The sequence below is a fragment of the Methylogaea oryzae genome, from assembly GCF_019669985.1.
GTDB lineage: Bacteria > Pseudomonadota > Gammaproteobacteria > Methylococcales > Methylococcaceae > Methylogaea > Methylogaea oryzae.
Genome location: NZ_AP019782.1, coordinates 1,495,257 through 1,519,652 on the forward strand (window position 1 = coordinate 1,495,257; position 24,396 = coordinate 1,519,652).

Here is a 24,396-nt window from a genome sequence, read left to right on the forward strand (position 1 = left end):
TCAGGTTCGCACGCTTTCGATCAGTTTGCCGATGAATTCCAACCGCGCCGGCCCGTCCGGTAGCGGGGCGAAGAAGCGCAATTTTTCCGGCCCGTCCAGCTTGTAGCTTTTCGGCTGGGACTGGATGAGCTGGATGATTTTCAGCGGGTCGACGTTGGGCTGTTGGTTGAACAGGATGCGGCCGCCGTTGGGGCCGGCTTCGATTTTCTTCACGCCCAGTTTTTCCGCGTCCAGCTTCAGTTCGGTGATGGCGAACAGGTTTTTCGCCGGCTCCGGCAGCAGGCCGAAGCGGTCGATCATTTCCACTTGCAATTCCCTTAAGGCTTCCGCGTCGTCGGCGCCGGCGATGCGCTTGTACAACACCAGGCGCACGTGCACGTCGGGCAGGTAGTCGTCGGGGATCAGCGCCGGGCATTGCAGGTCGATTTCCGGGCCGGACTCCAGGGGCGCTTCCAGCTCCGGCTGCTTGCCGGATTTGATGGCGTTGACCGCCCGTTCCAGCAGCTCCGTGTACAGGCTGAAGCCGATTTCCTCCATGTTGCCGCTCTGGCCTTCGCCCAGCAGTTCGCCGGCGCCGCGGATTTCCAGGTCGTGGGAGGACAGCATGAAGCCGGCGCCCAGTTCGCCTGATTTCTCGATGGCTTCCAGGCGCTTGACGGCGTCGGCGGTGATCAGGGTTTTCGGCGGTGTCAGCAAATAGGCGTAAGCGCGGTGGTGGGAGCGTCCCACCCGGCCGCGCAGCTGGTGCAGCTGGGCCAGCCCCAGGGTGTCGGCCCGGTCGATGAGGATGGTGTTGGCGGAGGGCACGTCGATGCCCGATTCGACGATGGTGGTGCACAGCAGCAGGTTGAAGCGCTGGTGGTAGAAGTCCAGCATGATCTGCTCCAGGTCCCGCTCCGGCATCTGGCCGTGGCCGATGCGGATGCGCGCTTCCGGCACCAGTTTGGCCAGGCGCTCGGCGGTGCGTTCCATGGTCTCGATCTTGTTGTGCAGGAAATAAATCTGCCCGCCGCGGCGGATTTCGCGCAGGCACGCCTCCTGCACCAGGGCGTCGCTCCATTCGCTGACGAAGGTCTTGATGGGGTGGCGGTTGGCCGGCGGGCTGGCGATGATGGAAATGTCGCGCAGGCCGGACAGCGCCATGTTCAAGGTGCGCGGGATCGGCGTGGCGGTGAGGGTGAGCAGGTCCAGCTCGCTGCGCAGCTTCTTGAAGTGCTCTTTCTGCCTGACGCCGAAGCGGTGTTCCTCGTCAATGATGACCAGTCCCAGGTTTTTGTAATCGATGCCTTTTTGCAACAGCGCATGGGTGCCGATGACGATGTCCACCTTGCCTTCGGCCAGCTGCTCCTGGATTTGGCTTTGCTGCTTGGGGGTGACGAAGCGGGAGATGGTTTCGATGCGGATCGGCCAGTCGGCGAAGCGGTCGCGGAAGTTCTGGTAGTGCTGCTGGGCCAGCAGGGTGGTGGGCACCAGCACCGCCACCTGCTTGCCGCTTTGCGCTGCGACAAATGCCGCGCGCATCGCCACCTCGGTCTTGCCGAAGCCCACGTCGCCGCACACCACCCGGTCCATGGGACGGGGCGAGGTCAGGTCGCCCAGCACGTCTTGGATGGCGTTTTCCTGGTCCGGGGTTTCCTCGAAGGGGAAGGTGGCGGCGAACGCGGCGTATTCCTCGCCCACCGTGGCGTAGGTGGGGCGAGCGCGGGCGGCGCGCTTGGCCTGGATGTCCAGCAGTTCCGCCGCCACGTCGCGGATTTTCTCCAGGGCTTTCTTGCGGGCCTTTTCCCACTGGTCCGAGCCCAGCTTGTGCAGCGGCGCGGTTTCCGGGCTGGCGCCGCTGTAGCGGCCGATCAGGTGCAGGGAGGATACCGGCACGTAGATTTTGTCCTGGTTGGCGTATTCCAGGGTCAGGTATTCGCCGGGATTGCCGCCGATTTCCAGCACTTGCAGGCCCAGGTAGCGGCCGACGCCGTGGTCGCGGTGGACGACGGGGGAGCCGATTTCCAGCTCTTCCAGGTTGCGGAAGATATTTTCCAGCTCCCGCTCGGCGGAGCGGCGCCGGCGGCGGCGCTGGCGCACTTTGTCGCCGGACAGCTGGGTTTCCGTGACGATGGCGATGGCCGGATCGTCCAGCAGCACGCCCTGGTCCATGGGCGCCACCACCACGCAGGGCGTGTGCTCTAGGGCGCGGAACTGTTGCCAGGACTCCACCACCTTGGGTTTGAGGCCGTGCTTGGCCAGGCTGTCCAGCAGGGCTTCCCGGTGGCCGGCGGTTTCCGCTACGAACAGCACGCGGCCGGCGTAGCCGTCGAGGAAGCGCTGCAAGGCTTCCGCCGGCTGCTTGTTGGCCGGTTGCAGGGCCAGGTCGGGCAGGGGGCGGCAGGCGAAGGTGATGCACTGCGGTTCCCTCTCCCCCAGGGAGAGGGGATTTGAAATAGTTGCGGCGGCCATTTTTGAACTCCCCTCACCCCAACCTTCTCCCTGGGGGAGAGGGGGCTGGGCTAGCTGCATGGCGGGGTGCGCGGCAACGCGTTGATACAACTCCTGGGGAGTCAGGTACAGCGCTTCCGGCGGCAGGGCCGGCCGGTGCATGTCCTGGCGACGCGCGGCGTAGCGCTCGCCCACGTCGTGGTGGAATGTTTCGGCGGCGGTGGCCACGCCTTCATAGAGCACGAAAGCGGTTTGCGGCGGCAGGTAGTCGAACAGGGTTTCCGTGTGGTCGACGAACAGCGGCAAATAATATTCGACGCCGCCGGGCGGGATGGCCTTGCTGACGTCCTGGTACACCGTGCTGAGTTTCTCCATGTCGGGAAACTGGGCGCGGAATTCCTTGCGGAAATGCTTGATGGATTCGTCGGTGAAGGGGAATTCCCGGGCGGGGAACAGGTTGATTGCTTGGACTTTTTCCAAGGAGCGCTGGTTTTCCGCGTCGAAGGTGCGGATGGACTCCACTTCGTCGTCGAACAGCTCGATGCGGTACGGCAGCTTGCTGCCCATGGGGAAGATGTCCAGGATCGAGCCGCGCACCGCGTATTCGCCGTGCTGCATCACCTGGGACACGCACTGGTAGCCCACCGCCTCCAGGCGCAAGCGGGTGGCGTCGATGTCCAGCGTGTCGCCCAATTTGAGGGCGAAGGTATTGCCGGCGATGTGGCTGCGCGGCCCCAGGCGCTGCATCAGGCTGGCGGCGGCCAGCACCAGCACGCCGCGCCGGCACTGGGGCAGGCGGGCAAGGATTTCCAGCCGTTGCGAGACGATTTCCGGCAGGGGCGAGAACACGTCGTAGGGCAGGGTTTCCCAATCCGGGAAGTGCAGCACCGGCGCTTGATCGCCGAGGAAAAACGCCAGCTCCTGTTCCAGCCGCAGGGCGGCGTTCTGGTCGGCGGTGACGATCACCAGCAGGCCGTCCGACCGGGTCGCGGCAGCGGCCAGGGCCAGGGAGTCGGCGCAGCCGCTCAAGTTTTTCCAGGTGGCAAGCCCGCCCGGCGCAGCGGCCAAGGGCGGTGATAAGACGGAGATCGGCGTGGAGGGCATGGTCGCGGCTGTGCAGTAACGGACGGCCATTTTATTCGGTCGGCGGGGTTCCCGCCTATGGGCTTTGTGGGCCGCGGTCGGCGCGTGTGGTTATAATGAAGCGGTGGTCCTGTTGGTATCGACCTTGCGGCGGCGGGTGGCGTTAAAGTTCATGCGGCTGCTGCCGATACGCATATCAAACGATTTTCAGTAGGTATGCGACGATGGACATTGATATTCGAAAATTGAGCGGGTCGCGGCCCGCCATCCAAAGTCAAAATTCCGCGGCGAGCGGCGCAGGGGCTGCCAATAGCCAGGCGGTCGAGCAGGACGCGAAGGATAGCGTCGGCGTTTCCGTCAAGCTGACGGGAGCGGCGTCTTTGATACAGACGGCAGTGGAAACCTCTCGGCAAGGCTCGTCGGTGGACCCGGCTAAGGTGGCGGTTTTGAAGGAAGCTATCGCCAGCGGACGTTATCATGTGGACTCCAAGCGCGTGGCGGAAAAATTCCTGCGTTTGGAACCCGATATCTAAATACAGCAATGGCTGAAGCTCCATGGCGGAACATGCAATCGGTGAAACCTTCCGGCAAATGTTGCAAGGACTCGGCGCTCTGGAACAGGCTTTGACGGCCGAGTCCGAGGCGCTGGCCGCCGCCTTGAGCGATCCCGAAGCCATCGCGCTGGCTACCCAGCGCAAGCAGGCTTTGGTGATGGAAATCAACGGCCTGGTCCAAAGCGTGGACCGGCAGCTGGCGGAGCAGGGGTTGGCGACCGGCCGCGCCGGCGTGGAAAGCTGGCTGGCCGGTTTACCCGCCGATCACGACTTGCGGAATCTTTGGCAAGCCATTTTGGATTTGGGGCATCGCTGCAAGCAGATGAACGAGGCCAACGGCTTGCAGATCGGCCTCTTGAGCCGGCGCACCAAGGACGCGCTGAAAATCCTGCTCGGCGGCGATAGTATCAGCGATACCTACGGCCCGGACGGCGGCGGCCGCATCGCTTCCTCCTCCCGCACCTTCTATACCGCTTGATCCTCTCCTAATCGGCGGCCTTTCGGGGGCGCGCTGCGGTATAATCCGCGGCGCTATCAACGCTTCCTTTCCTTTACCCAATTCCTTGCCACGTCAAGGCGCCGCTTTGATCTTCAGTTCCTCCCAGTTTTCTCGGTCTTCGTGCGGTCCGGCCAGCGCCAGCCTGCGGGACGCATCGCAATGAAAGACGCCGTGGTTCGGGCCGATGGGCTTAGCAAACGCTACGGCGGCCATCGCGTGGTGGACGGGATTTCTTTCTCCATTCCGCGCGGCGAGTTTTGCGGCATCCTCGGCCCCAATGGCGCCGGCAAAACGACCACCCTGCGCATGTTGGCCGGCCATGCTCCGCCCGACGGCGGCGAGTTGACGGTGCTGGGGTTCCCTGTGCCGAAGCGCGCCAAGGACATGCGCGCCTTGGTCGGCATCGTGCCGCAGCAGGACAATCTGGATTTGGAATTGACGGTGCGGGAAAACCTCGAGGTGTACGGCCGCTATTTCGGCTTGAGCTCGGCGGAGGTGCGCGACCGTATTCCGCAGCTGCTGCAATATGCCGCCTTGCCGGATAAAGCGGATCAGCGCATCGGCAATTTGTCCGGCGGCATGAAGCGGCGCTTGTCCATTGCCCGCGCCCTGATCAACCGGCCGCGGCTGCTCATTCTGGACGAGCCCACCACCGGCCTGGACCCCCACATCCGCCACAATATCTGGCAATTGCTGCGCCAATTGCAGCAGGACGGCCTGACGGTGATCCTCACCACCCACTACATGGACGAAGCCGAGCGCTTGTGCGATCGCATTATTCTCATGGATCACGGCCGCATCCTGGCCGACGGCGCCCCCCGCGACTTGATCGCCGGCCACATCGAGTCCCACGTGCTGGAAGTGCACGGCCAGGACGTGGCGCGGTGGCGGGAAACGTTCGTCTGCGACGAGCCGGTGCGGCGGGAGCGCGTGGGGGACAGCCTGTATTTATACGGCGAGCAGCTGCAGCCTTGGGTGGCGTCGCTGGACGCTTGGCCCAGGCTGCGCTATTCCTACCGGCCCGCCAATTTGGAGGACGTGTTCTTGCGCCTCACCGGCAGGGATCTGCGCGATGTTTAAAGTCGCTCCCCCCCGTTGCGTGGCGGTATGGCGGCGCAACGCCACCGTTTGGCGCAAGGGTTCGTTGCGTTCCTTGCTGGGCAGCTTCATGGAGCCGCTGACCACGTTGTTCGGCCTAGGCTTGGGGCTGGGCGCCATGGTCGGCGAGGTGGACCATCAGTCCTATTTGGCTTTCCTCAGCGGCGGTATCCTGGTGATGAACGCCATGAACACCTCCACGTTCGAAGGCTTGTATTTGGCTTACACACGCATGCACGTGCAGCGGATCTGGGATGGCATGCTGGCGGCTCCATTGGGGTTGGAGGATGTCGTTCTGGGCGAGATCCTGTGGATGGGCAGCAAAAGCGTCATCAGCAACGGCGCGATTTTGCTGGTTGCCGCCGCATTCGGCCTGGTGCACGGTTGGCAGGCGTTGTGGATACTGCCGGTGGCGTTTCTGGCGGGGATTTGCTTCGGCAGCATGGCGCTCGTGGTGACGTCCTATTCCCGCAGCTACGACTTTTTCGTGTATTACGCGACTTTGTTGACGACGCCCATGGTTATGCTCAGCGGCGTGTTTTTTCCCCGGTCCGCTTTGCCGGAAGCGGTGCAGCAGGCGATGGCCTGGCTGCCGTTGTCCCATATCGTGGACGTGGTGCGGCCGCTGATGGCCGGCCAGTTGGAATGCTCGGCGGCGCTGTTCGGCCATTTGGCGGTGCCGGCGGCTTACGGCGCGGCGGCGGCGGCGATCGCCGTTGCCCGCCTGCGCCGCAGATTGCTGCGCTGATCGGCGGTTACCAGGCGTCGTTCGATTCGAACGACGCGAACACCCGCTCGATGCGGGACGTTTCGTTCGCCATGGCGGCTTTTGCGTCGAGCGGCAGGCTTAACGAGAAAACGCCGGCGGCGCCATCGTCGCGGAAGCTCAGCGTGCCGCCCAGATGGCGGGTGAGCAGAAAGGCGGCAAGGGTGCGGGCCTCGGGGGCGCGTGCCCCTGCGGCGCTCTCGGCCGCCGGTTCGCGGTTTCGCCGGGCGGGGCGGGTGATCGTGAGCGCCAGCGCCGATGCGTCGCCGGTCGCGGCGAGCTCGACCGGCCGGTCGTCGGCCTTCTCCAGCAGCAATTCCAGCAGGCATGCCGTGGCGGCGCGGGACAGGTGGACGGCGGGCAGCCGGGCGAGCGCGCACGAGCCTTCGATTTTCGCGCCGCTGCGCGATACGGTGGTCGTCAGCAATTCCGCCAGGGCCGCCGGCGTGTCGTCGCCTTCGGTCGCGCGCTTCAGCATCGTCCGCAGTTCTCGCGCAATGGCGATGGAGCGCAGGGCTTCCTCTTGCATCGAATGATGCCGTCCGAGCGATGACGGGCCGCCCGACGGATTGCCGGCGCTTGTTTGCGCCAGGAAGTCGCCGACGGCCGCCGCCGTGTCGCGCAAGCCGAGCGCGGCACAGAGCACCAGCAGGTCGCGCGCCCGCCCGGCTTCCACCAAACGTTGCCGTGTGGACAGTTTTTCCTCGATGAGCCGCTCCCGTTCCTGCCGCAGCACGAACAACTCCATGGCGTGTTCCAGTTCCATGCGCAGGGTGCGAATGTCCCATGGCTTATGGATGTAACGCAGGATCTCGCCGCGATTGACGGCGGCGATGGCGTCGTCGTAATCGGTATAGGCGGTGGTGAGCAAGCGGACGATGGACGGCCAGCGCTCCCGCACCAGTTTGAGCAAGTCCACCCCGCTGCGGCCCGGCATGCGCTGGTCGGTGAGCAGGACGCCGATGTCGTGGCCTTGGCGCTCCAGTACGGCCAACGCCTTGTCGACGCTATCGGCGGTAATCACCCGCAGCCGTCCCGCGAGGGCGTCGCATAACACGTCGCACGACGGGCCTTCGTCGTCGACGAAAAGCACGGCGAATTCTTGGGCGTCGCTGTTTGGCTCCATCGCGGCGTCAGTGGGTGTTGGGCGGGAGCGTTACGACGAATTCGGCGAATTCGCCTTCGACGGAGCGGCAGGCGATGGACCCGCCCATGGTTTCCGCCACGAGCCTGCAAAACCCCAGGCCCAGGCCGTGGCCTTCCGTGTCGGCGCGAGTGGTCACCGCTTCTTCGAACAGGCGCGGCAGGATCTCGGGCGCGATGCCGGTGCCTCCGTCCCAGACGCACAGGCGGTTGCCGGCGGCGCGGGTTTCCAGGCGGATTTCGATGCGCCCTTTTTTCGCGGTTTCCACGGCATGGAGGGCGTTGCTCAGCAGGTTGAAAATCAAGCGCGTCATGAGCGGCATCGCGCCGGAAAATTGGAAGTCGTCCAGCAACTCGGTCCGGACCAAGGCCCGTTGGCCGGGAGCGAAGGGGAAGCGCTCCAGCGCCTGTTCGACGGCCTCGGCCATGGAGTGCGCGGCGCTGGCCGCTTTGGCGCCGCGCCGTTGCGCCAGCATCAGCTCCATTAGTTGGCTGACATCGCGCGTCTGGTGTTCCAGTTTGTCCAGGATCGTGTCCAGGGCGTCGCGTCGGCTCGCCCGCGCAACCGAAGGGTTTTCCCGGCCGTCGGCGGCGTCGTCATAGGCCTCCAGCAGCGGCGGCAAGTGGCGCCGCAGTCCGTCTACGCCCCACGTCATGGCGATCAGGGTGTCGCGAAGCTTGTGGGCGACCGGCGCCGCGACCTGCAGCGCGGCGTCTTGCTCGTCGCCGGGCTGGTCCCCTTCTGCGCGACGACGCGCGAGGAAATGCTCCATCGCCGCCGCCAGCTCACGCCGCAAGGCCGCCACGTCCCAGGGCTTGGGAATGCAGCGGAAAATTTCGGCTTCGTTCAGTGCGGCGACGGTGGCGTCGAAATCGGCGTAAGCCGTGGTGAGCATGCGGGTGATGTGCGGGTGGCGCCGGCGCGTTTCCTTGAGCAGGTCGACACCGGTCGTCTGCGGCATGCGCTGGTCGGAGATCAGAACGGCGATGTCGTTGCTTCGGCTCTCCAGGATTCTTGCCGCTTCTACGGCATTGGAGGCGGTCAGCACAGGGAAGCTGTCGCCGCAGGCCATGTCGAACGCTTCCAGGGCCATGGCCTCGTCATCCACGAACAGCACCGCGTAGCGGTCGCCGCCTTGCCTATCCATGTTTTCCGAAAACCGCATCGCTATCCTCCTTTTCCTGTCGAGCCCGCCGGCGCGCGTTTCACGCCGCCGCCAAGTCGAATGCAAATTCCGTCCATTCGCCTTCCTCGCTGGCCACCCGCAGGTTTCCGCCATGGTTGGCGGCGATAGTATGGCAGATACTCAGCCCCAGTCCCATCCCGTGGCCCACGTCGGCAGTGGTGTAGAAGGGGTCGAAAACTTTCGCCAAAGCGTCCGGGGCGATGCCTTTGCCGTTGTCTCGCACCCGTATCACGATCCGGCCGCCGTCGCGCTCCGCCGTGACGCGAATGACGCCGGCCTCCCGTTGCGCCACCGCCTTGGCCGCGTTGCTCAGCAGATTGATGAGTATCTGTTCGATCTGGTCATGGGCGCCCAGGGCGTGGCAATCCGCCGGGATGTCGGTGCGGCATTCGATGCCTTTCATCTCGTGGGCGGTGAGGGTGAGGGCGGTGTCCAGCGCTGCGGCCAGGCTGAAGCGGGTGGCCTTGTCGGCGGGCGAGGGACGGGCGAAGGTGCGCAAATTGGCGACGATGTCCCGGATGCGGTTCATGCCGTGGCGTATGCGCTCCAAAGCGCGGGCCAGCCGTTCGTCGCCCTGGATCGACGGGTCTTCCTGCAGGATTTGCAAAGTGGTGTGAGCGTAATTGAGCGGATTGTTCACTTCGTGCAGCAGGCCGGCGGTGAGCATGCCGATGGCATTGAGTTTTTCGCTTTGGATCAATTGATCGTGGGCGCGGCGGAGATCGGCCATGGCGGCTTCCAGTTCTCGGTTGCGCTGGCGCACGTCTCGCTGCAAAGCGGCCGAGCGCGCCAAGTTGCGCAGCCGTGTGCAAACTTCGACACGGCTGAACGGTTTGGTGAGGAAGTCGTCCGCCCCGCAGTCCAACGCGGCCAGCTTGGCTTGTTCGTCCACGCGGGCGGTGAGTAGGATCACCTTGATATCGGCCAGGGCGGCGTCGCCGCGAATTGCGCGGCAAACGGCCAGCCCATCCATTTTCGGCATCATCAGGTCCAGCAACACCAAATCGGGGCGCCGCGCCTTTATCAGGGCTAGTCCCGCCGCGCCGTCGTCGGCTTGCCATACGGTGAATTCGTCGGTCAGCACGTCGCGCAAGTAGCCGCGCATGTCGGGTTCGTCGTCGACTATCAGCAACGTGGCCTTGGCGCCGGCATCCGGGGAGGACTGGGCCGCGGGGCTGGCGGCCCCCCGTTCGCGGGCGGAATGAGGCGAGGGCTCCGTTTCGACGCGGCCGCCGTGCCGGGGGGCGGCGACTTCGATTTCCGGACCTAGATAAAAATCGGCCGACCGAAAAAATCGCGCGAAAAGGTCGGTGTCCCGGACCGGCGTAGGGTCCGGCTCGACGGCTTCGGTGGCGGCCAGGGGCAGTTGCACCGTCATGGTCGTGCCGGCGCCGGGGCGGCTTTCGGCGCGAATGCTGCCGCCTTGTTTTTCCACCAATTCCTTCGCCAACGCCAATCCCAGCCCAGTGCCTTGATAACGGCGGGTGGAGGAGCCGTCGGCTTGGCGGAAGCGGTCGAATATGTAGGGCAGATCGCCGCTACCGATGCCTATGCCGTCGTCGCGCACGATGATGCGTGCCGACGCGCCGCTGCTCTCGGTGCTCAACTGCACGGTGCCGCCCGTTTCGGTGAATTTGACGGCGTTGCCCAGCAGGTTGAGCACGATTTTTTCCAGGGCATGGGGGTCGCCGTGCACGATCAACGGGGTGGGCGCCAATGCTTGGCGGAAAGCCAAGCCGCGGCTTTCCGCCAAATGGCGCATGGAATCGCCCAGTCCGCTTGCCAACCGGTTGATGTCCACAGGCCGGCTTTCCAGATTGCTTTCGCCTTCCTCCAGCCGGTTCAGGTCCAGCAAATCGTTGACCAAACGGAGCAAACGCAGAGCGTTATTGCGTATGGTTGCGAGTATGGGAAGCGCGTTGCTCGGAAGCTGTTCCGGTTTATTGAGCAAGTCCTCCGTGGGCGCCAGAATCAGTGTCAGCGGGGTGCGCAGTTCGTGGGAAACGTTGGCGAAAAATTGCGATTTGAGACGGTCTAGTTCGGAAAGTTGTTTGTTTTTTCCGTCAAGCTCATAGCTGATTCTGAATTCACTGAATCGACGTCTGGTATTGAAGTAGACGGATGTGATGGCGATGATACTGGTTAGTATTATAAAGTATTGATGTTTGTAGAATTCGAGGGGATCGAATTCCTGGGTGTCTCTGATGAGGCAGGCGGCAGAGTATAATATAACCGTTAACACGCAAAAAATTATTGCTTCGCTGATTGATGTTGGAAGCAGTAGGCCTACGGCTATTATGGCAAGGTTTAGTCCTGAGTGATAGGATGAATAGACCCCGTCGGTAAGGTAGATCATGCCGCAAATCATGATCTGAATGGCCGTAAGCCACGCTAGGGTTAATCCTCGGATGATTTGTGCGCCAAAAGCGGTGAAGTGAATTAAATAGATTGCCGCTATTATGATGTCGCAAATAACTCTCATGGCGAAAAATAAGTAAAATTTCTCATGATAAGTTATGTAGTCCAGGGTAACGCCGGCCGGGACAAGAAAAAGTGCCACTATGCAACCAACTCGTGATTCTGCGACTCGATACGCCGTGTCTGTGTCTCTGTAAGCTTGCTGGATTGCGCTGACACTATCCATTGTTTGTCGTCCGTTGGAGTAAGCCCGTAAAGCGAGTTGTTTTCTGTCTGTTATAGTGGTTTATTCGTCGCGCTTGATAATCTCAAGAAAAATGTTTTGGTTGCTGGCGTCGTTGAAGGTTCTTGAAGGCGTTTCGGGTGGTGATATTTTTATCATGTCGTCACTGTCGCGGTAAATTAAATACCATTCCAGTATGTGTTCCATCCATTGGAGCGACGTATTATTCTTGTGGACATTTGTGACCAGTACTGAGCCGCCGGGTTTTACCCATGTATGAAACATTGTGAGTAGGCGGGAGCATAGCTTATCTGAAAGGTAGTCGAACAAGCCTGCGCAATATACTAGGTCGAATGATGATGTTGGTAGTTCTTTTATGTTTTTTGCGGTTTTTTTTGCTAGGGTGTTTACGGATAGGTTAAGAAAGTTGATGGATGTTGACCGATTGTATTCCGTGCGGATTTTGTCTAGGTGGTTTTTTGTGTGGTGTATGGTTTGCTCGTTGAAATCCAGTAGCGTAAAGTCGCATTCGTTGGATAAGGGGCTGTCTCGGATAAAGCGTTGGATCTCAATGGCTGGGCCGCAGCCTATGTTTAATATTTTTGATCCTTGATGTTTTATGGCGTTTTCAAATGTTACCCGAGAGAGGTAGCTGCATAGGATGTCTATCCGGTTTCTGTGTGCTAAAACTGGACCGGTTTTTAGGTTGATGGCGTTTACTGTTTTAGCGAATACGCTTGCCCCTTCTTTCGGATCCCGTAGCATCATGTTTACCATTTCATAATCGCCGGCATACCCTAGTGGTTTGCTATATGCTCTATGCACGAAGGGTGCGCACATGATTAGAGGGTGTAGTTCGCGTTGCGCATGAAACTTATGTGCATCAACCTGGTCTCTGTGCAAGGAGTTAGCCTCTGATTCGAACGTGCTGAGTAATTCAAGCGCTTCGGGGCCGATGGCGGAAACAACCTCCTGCGTAAAGTCGTCAATGACGCTGAGTTCAGTATTTTGATCTTGCGAGCAAATTTGTATTTGCGCTTGCTCCAGCCATCGCTGGGTGTCCGCAAGAAAACATCGTATTCGACCTATGGCAACCCGGTAACTTGGTTGTAGGTTGTTGGTTTCCTTCCATGCATGAAGAAACTTATACGGATTTGGCTTTTCAGGTGATAGGTTGTTTACGTCTGTTGTTAGGGGCAGCCAATCATCGATTAATGTTATCGATACAATGAGCATGAGGCCGGTATTGACGAGGTTGCTGACAATGGCTCTTCCTCGGTATACGACAGTCTCATATTGTCTTAGCGTCAAATCGTGCAATACTTCGCTTAATTGTACGATAGAGTAAGGGTTGTAAACTTCGAGAACGACCGTCGATCGTGTGAGTTTTAGTAGCGTGCCGCGAGCCTTCTCGCCCTGGCTGTTGCGAAAAGTCACCAGGCTATAGGCATTCATGCCGTTGTGAGTCACGGAAGCGAGCCTCGGCTGTCTGAGTGGCGATATGGGGGGTGAAGTTGCTGGTCCGCGGGGAGTAGATCGCCGCTGAATCGCCGGTCGGGGCGATTCAGGATAAAGAGGCGGTTGCTCGGGCAACGCCTCGATGGTTTCTACAGGTGAATCGAATTGTCTGGGCTTACGCAATGGTTCCGTTTTGCCGTTGGATCAATCCGTGTTCGATATATGCCCCGATAGTATTTGGCGTAGGAAAGCCAGCGGTTTTCACCCGGATGCTTTAAACGAATGTTATCATAACAGGCGCCGATGTTTCGTCGGTGAGCTCCCTTTCTCGCCGTGCGCAACGCGAGTCCCAATATCGTCGTTGCCCTCCCGGTCCGTGGTTTTTACGTCTAGGTTCCATGTCCTCCGCTCAACGTCCCGCTTCCTCTCCTTTGTCGTCCCAACAATTCGCCTTGCTTCGCCAGTTGGAGTCGCAGCTCAAGGAATGCATGCGCCGCGATCAGCAGGGCTTGCGGCGTCAGTTGCAGCGCTTGCGCCAGCAGGGCGGGGCGGACGTCGAGGCGGTGTTGGCCCGGCTGGCGGAGAAAGTCGCTGTGTCCCAACGGGGGTTGCAGGCGCGTAAATCCGCTGTGCCGCGCGTGCGTTACCCGGAGGAGCTGCCGGTTTCGGGCAAGAAGGACGAAATCGTCGCTGCGATCAAGGCCCACCAGGTGGTGATCGTCTGCGGCGAAACCGGTTCGGGCAAGACTACCCAGTTGCCGAAAATCTGCTTGGAGGCGGGCAGGGGGCTGACCGGCTACATCGGCCATACCCAGCCGCGCCGCATCGCCGCCCGTAGCGTCGCCGCGCGCATCGCCGAGGAGCTGGGCCAGCCTTTGGGCAAGGCGGTGGGTTACAAGATCCGCTTCCAGGACACTACCTCGCCGGAGGCCTACGTCAAGCTGATGACCGACGGCATCCTGCTGGCGGAAACCCAGCAGGACCGCTTTCTCGATCACTACGACACGCTGATCGTCGACGAGGCCCACGAACGCAGCCTCAACATCGATTTCCTGCTGGGGTATCTGCGCTGGGTGTTGCCCAAACGGCCGGATTTGAAAGTGATCATCACCTCCGCCACCATCGACCCGGAGCGTTTTTCCCGCCACTTCGGCGGCGCGCCCATCATCAACGTGTCGGGGCGGACTTATCCGGTGGAGATGCGTTATCGGCCTATCGCTGGCGCCGAGTTGGAAATAAGAAACCCTCTCCCCCAGGGAGAGGGTAGGGTGAGGGGATTAAAAGGCCGTGGCTCTTTGTCTTCCCTCACCCCAACCCTCTCCCAGAGGGAGAGGGGGCCGGAAGGAGAGGCGAGGGATCAGGATGGTGGGAGCGGGGAGCTTACCGCCACCGGCAAAGTGCTGGTGCCGCGCTTGCCGGACGACGGCAAGAAGAAACGCTCGGTGGACGAGTCGGATGAGACCGAGCGCGATTTGCAGCAGGCCATCCTGGACGCGGCGGACGAACTGCACCGGGAGCGGGCCGGCGACATCCTGGTGTTTCTGTCCGGCGAGCGGGAAATTCGCGAGACGGCGGAATCCCTGCGCAAGCACCATCCGCCCCACGTGGAAGTGCTGCCGCTGTATTCCAAGCTGGCGGTGGCCGACCAGGAAAAAATCTTCAAGCCCCATGGCCGCGACCGCATCGTGCTGGCCACCAACGTGGCGGAAACCTCGCTGACGGTGCCGGGCATCCGCTGCGTCATCGACGCCGGCCACGCCCGCATCAGCCGCTATAGCCACCGCAGCAAGCTGCAACGGCTGCCCATCGAGAAAGTCTCCCAGGCTTCCGCCAATCAGCGCGCCGGCCGTTGCGGCCGTATCGGGCCGGGCATCTGTATTCGCCTGTACTCGGAAGAGGACTACCGGGCGCGGCCGGAATTCACCGAGCCGGAAATCCTCCGCACCAACCTGGCGGCGGTGATATTGCAGATGCGCTCCCTGGGGCTGGGCGACATAGCTGCCTTCCCCTTCATCGAGCCGCCCGACGAGCGTCTGATCCGCGACGGCGTCAAGACCCTGCAAGAGCTGGGCGCGCTGGACGAGCAGCAGAACCTCACCGCCGTCGGCCGCCAACTGGCCAAGCTGCCGCTGGACCCGCGTTTGGGCCGGATGCTGGTGGCCGCCGCCAAGTACAACTGCCTGACGGAGGTGGCGGCCATCGCCGCCGCCCTCAGCCTGCAGGACCCGCGCGAGCGGCCCATGGACAAGACCCAGGCGGCGGACCAGGCCCATGCCAAGTTCAAGCACGAGCAGTCGGATTTCCTGGGCCTGTACAACCTGTGGGTGGCCTACCACGAGCAGAAGCCGCACCTATCCAACAGCAAGCTGCGCGGCTGGTGCCGGGAGAATTTCCTCAGCTACATCCGCATGCGCGAATGGGAGGATATCCACCACCAGATCAACCAGCTGGTGAAAGGCGAACTGAACTGGCGGCCCAACCAAGTGCCGGCCGGCTATGCCGAAATCCACAAGGCGCTGCTGACCGGCCTGTTGGGCAACGTCGGCCTGAAGGGCGAGCAGTCGGAATACTCCGGCGCCCGCGGCCTGAAGTTTCAGATTTTTCCCGGCTCCTTCCTGTTCAAGAGCCGGCCGCAGTGGATCGTCTGCGCCGAGCAGGTGGAAACCGCCAAGGTTTATGCCCGCACCGTCGCCAAGATCGAGCCGGACTGGATCGAGGAAGTGGGCGGCCACCTCGTCAAGCGCACCCATTACGATCCGCACTGGGAACGCAAGCCGGCCCGCGTCGCGGTGCACGAGCGCAGCGCCTTGTACGGCCTCATCGTCCAGGCCGGCCGTAAAGTGCCTTACGAAAACATCAATCCGGCCGGAGCGCGGGAAATCTTCATCCGCGAAGCCCTGGTGCAGCAGGAGTACGACTGCCGCGCCGAGTTCTTCCGCCACAACCAGTCCCTGCTGCAATCGGCCGACTACCTGCAGCAGAAAGGCCGGCGGGTGGACTTGGTGGTGGACGAGGAATGGCTCTACCGTTTCTACGACGAGCGCCTGCCGCCCCATGTGTGCAGCGGCGCCAGCTTCGACCGCTGGCGGCGCGAGGTAGAAAAGACCGATCCCAAGCTGTTGTTGCTGACCAAGGACGACGTCACTCGTCGGGAAGACGAGAGCCTGGATACGGTCAACTACCCGGATCACCTAGACGTGGGCGACGGCAGCGTGCGGCTGGAATACCGCTTCGCGCCGGGCGACCCGGAAGACGGCGTCACCGCCATCGTGCCCTTGCACCAGCTCAACCAGCTCAGCAAGGAACCCTTCGACTGGCTGGTGCCCGGATTGCTGCGGGAAAAGCTCATCGCCCTGCTCAAATCCCTGCCCAAGGACCTGCGCCGCAAGCTGGTGCCGGTGCCCGACACGGTGGATCGCCTGCTGCCCAAGCTGGCGGTGGGTGAGGGCGTACTGACCCAGTCGGTGGGAGCGTTGCTGAAATTCACTTACGGTTTGACGGTTCCGGACGGGGCTTGGGACGAAGCCTCCCTCACCGAGCATTTGCGCATGAACTACCGGGTGATGGACGAGAAGGGCAAAGTGCTGGTCACTTCCCGCGACCTGGGCGATCTGCAGCGCCGTTACGGCGCGCAGGCCGGGCAAACTTTCCAGAGCTTGGCGGCCAAGTCGCTGTCCATCAGCGGTTGCACCGATTGGCAGTTCGGCGACATTCCCATCCGCAGCGACACGAAAACGGGCAAGACCACCGTCCCCGGCTACGCGGCGCTGGTGGACGAAGGCGACGCCGTGGGATTGAAGAGTTTCGACACGGAGGCGGAAGCCCGCTGGCGCCATCGTTGCGGCTTGAGTCGCTTGATCCAGTTGGCGTTGGCTAAAGACATCAAATATCTGCGTAAAAATCTGGCGGTGAAGCCGCCCCACGAACTGGCTTACGCCAAACTGGCCGGCCTGCCGTTTCGCCAAACCGCCGACAATGCCGCATTGCGCGACGATTTGCTGGGATTGGTGGTGCAGTCGCTATATCTGGACGACCAGCCGGATATTCGCAGCGAAAAGGTTTTTCGCGATCGCTTGGAACGGCATCGCGGCCAATTGATCGAGCAGGCCAATACCGCATCGGTCCTGTCGGCCGGAATCCTGGACGGCGCGGCGACGCTGGAAAAAACGCTGGCGGCTTGGCCCGCCAACGATCCCTGCGCCCAGGATATGCGCGAGCAGTTGCGTTGCCTGGTCTACGCCGGTTTTGTTCGGACGACCTCCCTGGCGCGATTGAAGGAATATCCTCGTTACCTCAAGGCGTTGCAGCATCGCCTAGATAAGCTGCGCCAAGATCCCGGCCGGGATCGCCGCCAGTTGGATCTGCTCAAGCCGTATTGGGCTCGTTATTGGGACTACGCCAAGCAGCCTTTGGCCGCGGCGCCGGAAGACGACGCCTTCCGTTGGCTGCTGGAGGAGTTTCGGGTTTCCTTATTCGCCCAACACCTGAAAACCCCGGTGCCGGTATCGGCCAAACGCTTGGACGAGATGTGGGGTGGGCGGCAAAAATAAGGGGCGCGCCGTCTCGAGGGGCGCGTATCGTTGGTTGGGCGCTACGATACAAGACAAATAGGCGAATCTTGATACCCTGCAATCAGGAGGGACATCCTTCGGCGACAACCCTCCCTAGGGGAGCGACACCATGGTGACTTCATTAGGCGGCATTGGCGGGGCTACTCAATATCTCCGTTATCCGGCGGCGAGGGAGGGCGCGGCTCAGCAGCAGGCCAATCCTGCGCCGAACGCCGCGCATCCCGCCCTCGCCAACGTCGTGGGCGAGCTCAATGCCGTGACCGGTCCGGCGCAAGACATGCATGTGGAACTGGATCTTGGCGGGGGGAAGCAGGGCGCCCGCATCGTCAGCGATTCCGGTACGGAGCGCCCGATCCCGTTGGAGTACGTCGCGCAGTTGGCCGCGTTGCTGCGGCAATCCGGGGCTGTGCCTGCCGCTGCCGGCGGCCGGGTGGACGAAATCGCTTAGGGCGGTTCGTCCGCGGGAAGCCCGGTTCGTTTTCGCCCTCTTCCCCTTTCCTCCGTAACCTGCCCGCCTAATTATCCCCGGTTTTCGCCGGGTGATTATTCAACGAACCGCGATTTGCGCCGATGGCCGGTATCGGTTGGGCGTGTCTCGCGGATTTGACCGGCGTCACAAACAGGGGGAAAAAGCTTGCTAATATTGAAAATGTGAGGCGAATCACGGGTCGATAGGCGGGCGTTGCTTCCATCGGTCCGTAGCGAGTTTTTCGATAGCAGCAAGGTTCCTCATAAGGAGGGTAATTCCATGGCTACTTCTTCCTTAAACGGCGTCAACACCCCCTTGGCGGCCATGCGGTATTCCGCGGAGCGGAATATCGCCAAAGAGAAGGCCGCTGCTCAGGATGCCGCCACTGCGACCCCCGGTCTTGCCAACGTCGTACAGGGGCTGGATACCATCGCCCCAAGCTTGGCCCACAATATGCGCATCGAGTTGGATATGGGGGAAGGCAAGTTAGGCGCCCGCGTGATCAACAATACGGGGGTGATCCATCCGGTGCCCTTGCAGTACGTGGCGTCATTGTCCGGTTTGGTGCGGGAGTCCGGCATCGAGCCGCGGGGCGTCGGCAGCCAAGTGGACGAGATGGTGTAGCGCTCCGGGCGATTCCCGGATTTCCGCGAGTTTTTCTTGCCGGCCGCCACGGCGCAGCCGGCATTTTTCGTTGTGGCCTGCCGTGGCGTTAAGTCCGCCCTTGCAGCAGGCGGTTCAACAGCACCCCATCCAGCGGCTGGGCTGAGGTTTCGGCGGCGCGGCAGCGCTGCGCCAAGTCTTGGCCTGCCGTCACAAAAGCCTGCCGTTGGCGTTGGCTTTCGTCGATAAGGCCGGCGATTTGGCTGGCGGCGGCGGCCAGGCCGCCGACGATGCCTTGGCGCAATCCCTTGAGAGCGGCTTTTTCCGCCGAAGGAGCCAATTGGCGGTGCAAGAACCACGGCAACAGCCAAGCGATGGCGACCAGCAGTACGCTGTGGATGGCGAAGTCGGCGCCGAGGTAGTGATCGTGGGTGGCTGCGCTGGCTTGGTAGGCGGTGAGGGCTTGATAGCCGACCCAGCTCAAGGCGGTTACCGGCAGCACGGCGGTGCAAAGGGCGGCGAAGCGTAAGGCGTAGCGTTGCAGGCTGTTGCCCGGATTGGCCAGGGCCAACCGCAGCGTCTGTTGGGCTTGCGCCATTACCAGCGTCGGCAGTTGCGGTTTGATCTGGCCGGTGCGGGCTTTGAGGTCGGCGTGCGACAGGCCGGCTTGGGCGGCTTCCAGCACCAAGCGGTCGATAGCGTCCTCGGCCAGGGTTTGCGCCCAGTCGTCCCATAGGGCATAACGGCCGGCCGGCGCGGCTCCGTCGCCGGCTTCCGGCGGTTGCGCTAGCTTAACCTGGGGACGCAAGGGGTTGCCGTCCCGCGCCACGAAAGCTTGGGCGTATTGCTGCATGGGCCATTGCAGGCCTTGCAGCAGGTTGTCCTCGGTTTCCTCCCACAGGGTCTCCCAGCGCCGTTGCAGCTGGGCCGGGTCGTCGCCGCTTTGCAGTCGGTCCAGGCAACGCTCCAGGCCTGATGCCAATTGTTCCTGCCTTACTTGCCGGGCGCGGTGCTCCAGCTGGCTGACGGTGTGCCCGTCGCACAGCGATTGGATGATTTCCGCCAGGCGCGGAAAGTCGTCGGCTTGCCGGTCGCCGGCGGGTTCGCGGCTGTCGGTTTTGAGCACGACCGGGTCGGCGAAACCGGCTAAGGCCAACTGCCGGCCGAAATCCTCCAACTGTATCGCCTGGGCGCGGTCCCACTGGTTCAGGATGAACAGCCAGGCATGCTCCTGTCCATGGGAAAGCAGCAGCCTCCAGGCTTTTTCGTCGCGGTAGCGCTCCGGGCTGACCACGTAAATCAGCACGTCGATATGGGGCAGCCAAGCCAGCACCAGGTCGCGGTTGGCTTGTTCGGTGCTGTCCATGTCGGGCATGTCGATCCACAAAATGTGGCGTTGGCTGGCGTCCTGGTGGCGGGCGATTTTCACCTTCTCCAGGGGGAAGTCGCCGGGCAGGCGCTGTAACTGCACCGATTCGTGCACGAATACCGAGACTTCCCGGGAGGTCGGCCGCTCCACCCCGGTACGGGCGATGGGCTGGCCGGCCAGCCGGTTGAGCAGGCTGCTTTTGCCGACGCCGGTGCCGCCGAAAAACGCCACCACCAGCGGGCGCGAGCCGTCGTGTTCGAACAAGGTGTCCGGCGTATGGTTTTCGAAATGGCGAAAGCTTTCGGCGTCCTCGCCCGACAGCCAGCCGGCGGCGACGCCTTGCTCGGCCCATTGCCGGGCCTGCTGGGCCAAGGTCTGCAAGTCAGTGGTCATGGCCTAGCGCTAGTTCCGCGGTGGCGACGGTTTGCGTGGGGATGTTGAATTTGTCGGCGCCGTCCAATTGCTCCGGCAGGCGCAGCAACAATTGCTCGGCCTGTGTTCGCAACAGTTTTTCGACGCTTTGGCGCTGGCGCTGCTTCAGGTCCGCCTCCACTTTGTGCAGGTAGCGGCCCAAGGCGCTTTCCGTCAGCAGCGTGGTGATGGAAAGCACCGCCGGCGCCAGCACGAAATCGTGCAGGCCGATGCCGCCGGTGTGCAACGCCAAGCCCAAGGCCGCGGCGTCCGCCGTGGCGCGGGTGGCGCGCAGGCTGTTGAGTACGCCGGGATGTTCTTGCAGTCGTTCCAGCAGGCTGCGCGCCGCGCTTTCGATTTCCGTCTGGAATTCCCACTGGTAACGTTGGACGGCGGTGTCGAAGGATTGTTGCTGGGCTTCGCGGCCGCTTTGCAGCAGGCGGCTCATTTCGCTCCACCAGCCGTGCAATCGGCCGTCCTGTTCCCGTTGCTGCATAACGTCTTCCGCCAGCCGCAACAGCAGATGGTCCACGATTTTGCCCAGGATCAGCTGCTCGCTGCCCGGCTGCGCTTTGCCGCCCCCGGCCAGCTTGCCCAGTTTGGCCATTTGCCGCCACGGCCAGGTTACCGCTTGGCGGGCGTAATGCATGGGTTTGGCCAGGCCGGGGATTTCCAGCATGGCAAGCAATTCGCCCAGGGCGCGCTGGAAGGTTTCGTAGTGCTGAGGGTGGTTGAGGTAGTCGCGCTGGTACAGCGCCGCCGCCTCGTCGATCGCCTGTTCCACGTGCCTGTTCCAATCCGCCAAGGCGTTTTGTTCGCCCTGCACCGGCTCCAGCCACGTGTGCCAATGGGTCGCCAAAAGACGTTTCGTTTGCCGGCTGTGTTGCGCTCGTTGCGCGCTCGCCGCGGCTTGCCGCAACTGGTCGATGAGCGCCTTGCCCGTTTCGGGCCATAAGGCGGGGCCCCAATCCTGGCGATAGGGCAGGGAAACGACGGGAGGCGGCGCGTCGCCGCGCAATTCTTTCCAGCGTTGGCGCAGCGAGCCTTCCACCACTTGCCGCGAGTCCTCGGTGGTTTTGTTGAGGCACAACACCGTGGGCTGGTTGAGGGGGGCCAGCAGCTGCAGCATGTCCCACACCGATTGGTCGGCGTATTTGTCCTTGCTCACCACCAGCAGCAGCACGTCGGCCAGGGCGGCGGTGCGTAGCACGCCTTCCCGGTAGCCTTCTGCGTCGATGGAGTCGAAGTCAGGGGTGTCCCATATCACGGCCGGTGCCAGCGGATGCTCGGGGGCCGCGGTCAAGGCCGTGAGGGAGTAACAATCGTAGCGGTCATGGGGCAGTTGCTCGGGGGGCAGCCGCTGGAAGCCGGCGTAATAGTCGCCCAGCCAATCCAGGCCCGTATGTCCGCCTAGGCTGAACCCTTGCGGGTGCACGGTGTAACCGGCCAAGGGGCTGACTTGGGCCGCCGCTTGCCGGCAGAGGCAATTGACCACGGAGCTTTTGCCCGCCTGGGTGGGGCCGACGACGGCGATATGCAAAGGGCCGGCGTTGCGCAAGGGCATGGCGCCGAGGCGCAGGAACGCCTCCGCCAAGGCCAGTGCGGGCAATTGCTTGCGCAGGAACGGCGAGCGGGGCGCGTCCGCCGGCGTATGGGCGAGCACCGCCTGGTAGCGCTGCCGCAGCAGGCGCACGAAGTGCAGCAAGGTTTCGTCGGGGCTCAAAGCGCTGGTATCCAGGGAGAAATTGGCCGGTGCCAGCGGATTGTACCGTATCCCGTGGGGAGGGTGGCCGGGTAGGGGTAAGGGGGTGGGCACGGGGCGTTTAAGAAGCGAATAAGCCGAGAAAATTCAAGGGATTCTACTATCAAAAGTTAATGGATAGTAACCGGTAAAAAGTTGTCAAACTAGGCGCCGTATGGTCTTATATTCGGCTATAGAGCACGCCAGGCAAGGCATTCCCACGGCTAGCCAATCCGCACGCCGAGGACGTTCAGGGACTCACGCTTTAACCCCAATTATTCTACCGAATCCCCGCATTCACGAGGTGGTGATGACCGACTCCACGACTGACAGTCAACAGAACGTTGTGCGCGACATAACCTCCCGCATGGCCAACCAGCCGGGGGCGTTGCTGCCTATCTTGCACGGTATCCAGGATGAGCTGGGTTACGTGCCGCCGGACGCGGTGCCGACCATTGCCGACGCGTTGAATCTGTCCCGCGCCGACGTTCATGGCGTCATCAGCTTTTACCACTATTTCCGCACCACGCCGCCGGGCAAGCACACGGTTTACCTGTGCCGGGCGGAGTCCTGCCAATCCATGGGCGGCGTTGCTTTGGAGGCCCACGTGAAGCAGCGTTTAGGCATCGACTACCACGAAACCACCAGCGACGGCGTCGTCAGCCTGGAGCCCATGTATTGCTTGGGCAACTGCGCTTGCTCGCCCGCGCTGATGGTCGATAAGGAAGTGCTCGGCCGGGTAACGGCGGAGGGTTTTGACACATTGCTGAAGACCCTGAAGGAGGGCGCGTGATGGCTACCGTCTACGTACCTCGTGATTCCAGCGCCGTATCCCTGGGCGCCGAACGGGTGGCCGAGGCCATCCGCCGCGAAGCCGCCCAGCGCGGCGTCGAACTGAAACTGGTGCGCAACGGCTCGCGCGGCCTGTATTGGGCCGAGCCCATGGTGGAGGTCTCCACCGTCGCCGGCCGCGTGGCTTACGGCCCGGTGCAGCCCCAGGACGTGCCCGGCCTGTTCGACGCCGGTTTCCTCGAAGGCAAGAGCCACGCGTTGAGCTTGGGCGCCACCGAGGAAATTCTGTATTTGAAAAACCAGGAGCGTTTGACCAACGCCCGCGTCGGCATCACCGACCCGGTCAGCCTGGAAGATTATTTGTCCCACGACGGCTACCGGGGCTTGAAGAACGCGCTGGCCATGCAGCCGGCCGACATCGTCAAGGAAGTCACCGACTCCGGCCTGCGCGGCCGCGGCGGCGCGGCTTTCCCCACCGGCATCAAGTGGAACACGGTGCTGAACGCGCCCAGCGATCAGAAATACATCGTCTGCAACGCCGACGAAGGCGATTCCGGCACTTTCTCCGACCGCATGATCATGGAAGGCGATCCCTTCGTGCTGATCGAAGGCATGACCATCGCCGGCCTGGCGGTGGGCGCCACTCAGGGCTATATCTATCTGCGCGTGGAATACCCCAATGCCCTGACCATCTTGAACGAGGCCATCGCCGCCGCTTATCGGGCCGGCTACCTGGGCCAGAGCCTCTGCGGCAGCGGCAAGTCCTTCGACCTCGAGGTGCGCGTGGGCGCCGGCGCTTATGTGTGCGGCGAGGAGACGGCGCTTTTGGAAAGCCTGGAAGGCAAGCGCGGCTTGGTGCGCTTCAAGCCGCCGCTGCCGGCCATTGTCGGCCTGTTCGGCAAGCCCACCATCGTCAACAACGTCATTTCCCTGGCGTCCGTGCCCATCATCTTGGACAAGGGCGGCACCCATTACCGCGATTTCGGCATGGGCCGTTCCCGCGGCACCTTGCCGATCCAGTTGGCCGGCAACATCAAGCGGCCGGGCCTGATCGAGAAAGCTTTCGGCGTGACGCTGCGGGAGATTCTCTACGACTACGGCGGCGGTTCCGCGTCCGGCCGGCCGATTCGCGCCGTGCAGGTGGGCGGTCCCTTGGGCGCTTTCCTTCCCGAATCCCAGTTCGACACGCCGCTGGACTACGAGGCTTTCGCCGCCCTGTGGGCGGTGCTGGGCCACGGCGGCATCGTCGCTTTCGACGATACGGTGGACATGGCCCGTATGGCCCGCTACGCCATGGAGTTCTGCGCGGCGGAATCCTGCGGCAAGTGCACTCCCTGCCGCATCGGCTCCACCCGCGGCGTGGAAGTGATGGATCGCATCATCGCCAATCGTGAACACGACAAGAACCTGCTGCTGTTGCGCGATTTGTGCGACACCATGCTGGGTGGTTCCTTGTGCGCCCTGGGCGGCATGACGCCGTACCCGGTGTTGAGCGCTTTGAACCATTTCCCCGAGGATTTCGGCGCCGCCAAGCCCGAAGCGGCATAAACCCCCTGTAGCCGATAGGGTTGGACTACGAAA

The 24,396-nt window shown here is 62.5% G+C and carries 16 protein-coding genes; 9 read left to right on the plus strand and 7 right to left on the minus strand.

All coding sequences use genetic code 11. The features are described from left to right. Positions 1-3,534, minus strand: a complete 3,534-nt coding sequence (gene mfd, locus K5607_RS06990; protein ID WP_221048628.1) for a transcription-repair coupling factor — start codon at positions 3,532-3,534, stop codon at positions 1-3. Positions 3,535-3,737: 203 nt separating this feature from the next. On the opposite strand from mfd, the gene flgM reads away from it, so the two are divergent. From flgM to K5607_RS07010, 4 genes are all read left to right on the plus strand, one after another. Next, a complete protein-coding gene (flgM, locus tag K5607_RS06995; RefSeq protein WP_054774533.1) occupies positions 3,738-4,046 on the plus strand; it encodes a flagellar biosynthesis anti-sigma factor FlgM in 309 nt (102 codons plus the stop codon). Positions 4,047-4,068: 22 nt separating this feature from the next. Next, a complete protein-coding gene (locus K5607_RS07000; protein WP_082411725.1) occupies positions 4,069-4,545 on the plus strand; it encodes a flagella synthesis protein FlgN in 477 nt (158 codons plus the stop codon). 180 nt (positions 4,546-4,725) lie between these two features. Then, complete coding sequence (locus K5607_RS07005) at positions 4,726-5,646, plus strand: ATP-binding cassette domain-containing protein (RefSeq protein WP_221048629.1); 921 nt, start codon at positions 4,726-4,728, stop codon at positions 5,644-5,646. Further along, positions 5,639-6,412 (plus strand): ABC transporter permease, encoded by a 774-nt coding sequence (locus K5607_RS07010; RefSeq protein ID WP_221048630.1) that lies wholly within the window; start codon positions 5,639-5,641, stop codon positions 6,410-6,412. The genes K5607_RS07005 and K5607_RS07010 overlap by 8 nt, the downstream gene beginning before the upstream one ends. Before the next feature lie 7 nt (positions 6,413-6,419). Here the strand turns inward: K5607_RS07010 and K5607_RS07015 are convergent, their stop codons facing one another. From K5607_RS07015 to K5607_RS07030, 4 genes are read right to left on the minus strand one after another with little or no spacing between them, the layout of a single operon-like run. Then, a complete protein-coding gene (locus K5607_RS07015) occupies positions 6,420-7,556 on the minus strand; it encodes a response regulator (protein WP_221048631.1) in 1,137 nt (378 codons plus the stop codon). Positions 7,557-7,563: 7 nt separating this feature from the next. After that, entirely contained in the window at positions 7,564-8,739 is a 1,176-nt protein-coding gene (locus K5607_RS07020; protein ID WP_221048632.1) for a hybrid sensor histidine kinase/response regulator, read from the minus strand. Between the two features lie 40 nt (positions 8,740-8,779). After that, entirely contained in the window at positions 8,780-11,404 is a 2,625-nt protein-coding gene (locus tag K5607_RS07025) for an ATP-binding protein (RefSeq protein ID WP_343222978.1), read from the minus strand. Positions 11,405-11,464: 60 nt separating this feature from the next. Next, positions 11,465-12,871: a class I SAM-dependent methyltransferase gene (locus K5607_RS07030; protein ID WP_156302351.1), complete on the minus strand. Its 1,407-nt coding sequence runs from the start codon at positions 12,869-12,871 to the stop codon at positions 11,465-11,467. 386 nt (positions 12,872-13,257) lie between these two features. On the opposite strand from K5607_RS07030, the gene hrpA reads away from it, so the two are divergent. From hrpA to K5607_RS07045, 3 genes are all read left to right on the plus strand, one after another. Next, positions 13,258-17,409 carry an ATP-dependent RNA helicase HrpA gene (hrpA, locus tag K5607_RS07035; RefSeq protein ID WP_246598976.1) on the plus strand — a complete coding sequence of 1,384 codons (4,152 nt, stop codon included), beginning with the start codon at positions 13,258-13,260 and terminating at the stop codon, positions 17,407-17,409. Positions 17,410-17,539: 130 nt separating this feature from the next. Further along, positions 17,540-17,878, plus strand: a complete 339-nt coding sequence (locus K5607_RS07040; RefSeq protein WP_221048634.1) for a hypothetical protein — start codon at positions 17,540-17,542, stop codon at positions 17,876-17,878. Positions 17,879-18,178: 300 nt separating this feature from the next. Next, a complete protein-coding gene (locus K5607_RS07045) occupies positions 18,179-18,523 on the plus strand; it encodes a hypothetical protein (RefSeq protein WP_156302350.1) in 345 nt (114 codons plus the stop codon). A gap of 88 nt (positions 18,524-18,611) precedes the next feature. Here K5607_RS07045 and K5607_RS07050 read toward each other — a convergent pair whose 3' ends face one another. After that, on the minus strand, positions 18,612-20,264 hold the full coding sequence (locus K5607_RS07050) for a GTPase (RefSeq protein ID WP_221048635.1): 1,653 nt from the start codon (positions 20,262-20,264) through the stop codon (positions 18,612-18,614). Continuing rightward, entirely contained in the window at positions 20,254-22,098 is a 1,845-nt protein-coding gene (locus K5607_RS07055) for a GTPase (protein ID WP_221048636.1), read from the minus strand. The genes K5607_RS07050 and K5607_RS07055 overlap by 11 nt, the downstream gene beginning before the upstream one ends. A gap of 235 nt (positions 22,099-22,333) precedes the next feature. Between K5607_RS07055 and K5607_RS07060 the strand changes: the two genes are divergently transcribed. Further along, positions 22,334-22,816, plus strand: a complete 483-nt coding sequence (locus K5607_RS07060) for a formate dehydrogenase subunit gamma (protein WP_054773952.1) — start codon at positions 22,334-22,336, stop codon at positions 22,814-22,816. Beyond that, positions 22,816-24,363, plus strand: coding sequence for a formate dehydrogenase beta subunit (locus K5607_RS07065; RefSeq protein WP_054773953.1), 1,548 nt, complete (start codon positions 22,816-22,818; stop codon positions 24,361-24,363). The genes K5607_RS07060 and K5607_RS07065 overlap by 1 nt, the downstream gene beginning before the upstream one ends. Positions 24,364-24,396 lie beyond the last annotated feature (33 nt).

Bases quoted from the DNA above. Each gene is read 5' to 3' on its own strand.
- mfd (WP_221048628.1), bottom strand. From the start codon at position 3,534: ATGCCCTCCACGCCGATCTCCGTCTTATCACCGCCCTTGGCCGCTGCG.
- K5607_RS07020 (WP_221048632.1), bottom strand. From the start codon at position 8,739: ATGCGGTTTTCGGAAAACATGGATAGGCAAGGCGGCGACCGCTACGCG.
- K5607_RS07010 (WP_221048630.1), top strand. From the start codon at position 5,639: ATGTTTAAAGTCGCTCCCCCCCGTTGCGTGGCGGTATGGCGGCGCAAC.
- K5607_RS07005 (WP_221048629.1), top strand. From the start codon at position 4,726: ATGAAAGACGCCGTGGTTCGGGCCGATGGGCTTAGCAAACGCTACGGC.
- K5607_RS07040 (WP_221048634.1), top strand. From the start codon at position 17,540: ATGGTGACTTCATTAGGCGGCATTGGCGGGGCTACTCAATATCTCCGT.
- hrpA (WP_246598976.1), top strand. From the start codon at position 13,258: ATGTCCTCCGCTCAACGTCCCGCTTCCTCTCCTTTGTCGTCCCAACAA.
- K5607_RS07060 (WP_054773952.1), top strand. From the start codon at position 22,334: ATGACCGACTCCACGACTGACAGTCAACAGAACGTTGTGCGCGACATA.
- K5607_RS07065 (WP_054773953.1), top strand. From the start codon at position 22,816: ATGGCTACCGTCTACGTACCTCGTGATTCCAGCGCCGTATCCCTGGGC.
- K5607_RS07015 (WP_221048631.1), bottom strand. From the start codon at position 7,556: ATGGAGCCAAACAGCGACGCCCAAGAATTCGCCGTGCTTTTCGTCGAC.
- K5607_RS07025 (WP_343222978.1), bottom strand. From the start codon at position 11,404: ATGGATAGTGTCAGCGCAATCCAGCAAGCTTACAGAGACACAGACACG.
- flgM (WP_054774533.1), top strand. From the start codon at position 3,738: ATGGACATTGATATTCGAAAATTGAGCGGGTCGCGGCCCGCCATCCAA.
- K5607_RS07000 (WP_082411725.1), top strand. From the start codon at position 4,069: ATGGCGGAACATGCAATCGGTGAAACCTTCCGGCAAATGTTGCAAGGA.
- K5607_RS07045 (WP_156302350.1), top strand. From the start codon at position 18,179: ATGGCTACTTCTTCCTTAAACGGCGTCAACACCCCCTTGGCGGCCATG.
- K5607_RS07050 (WP_221048635.1), bottom strand. From the start codon at position 20,264: ATGACCACTGACTTGCAGACCTTGGCCCAGCAGGCCCGGCAATGGGCC.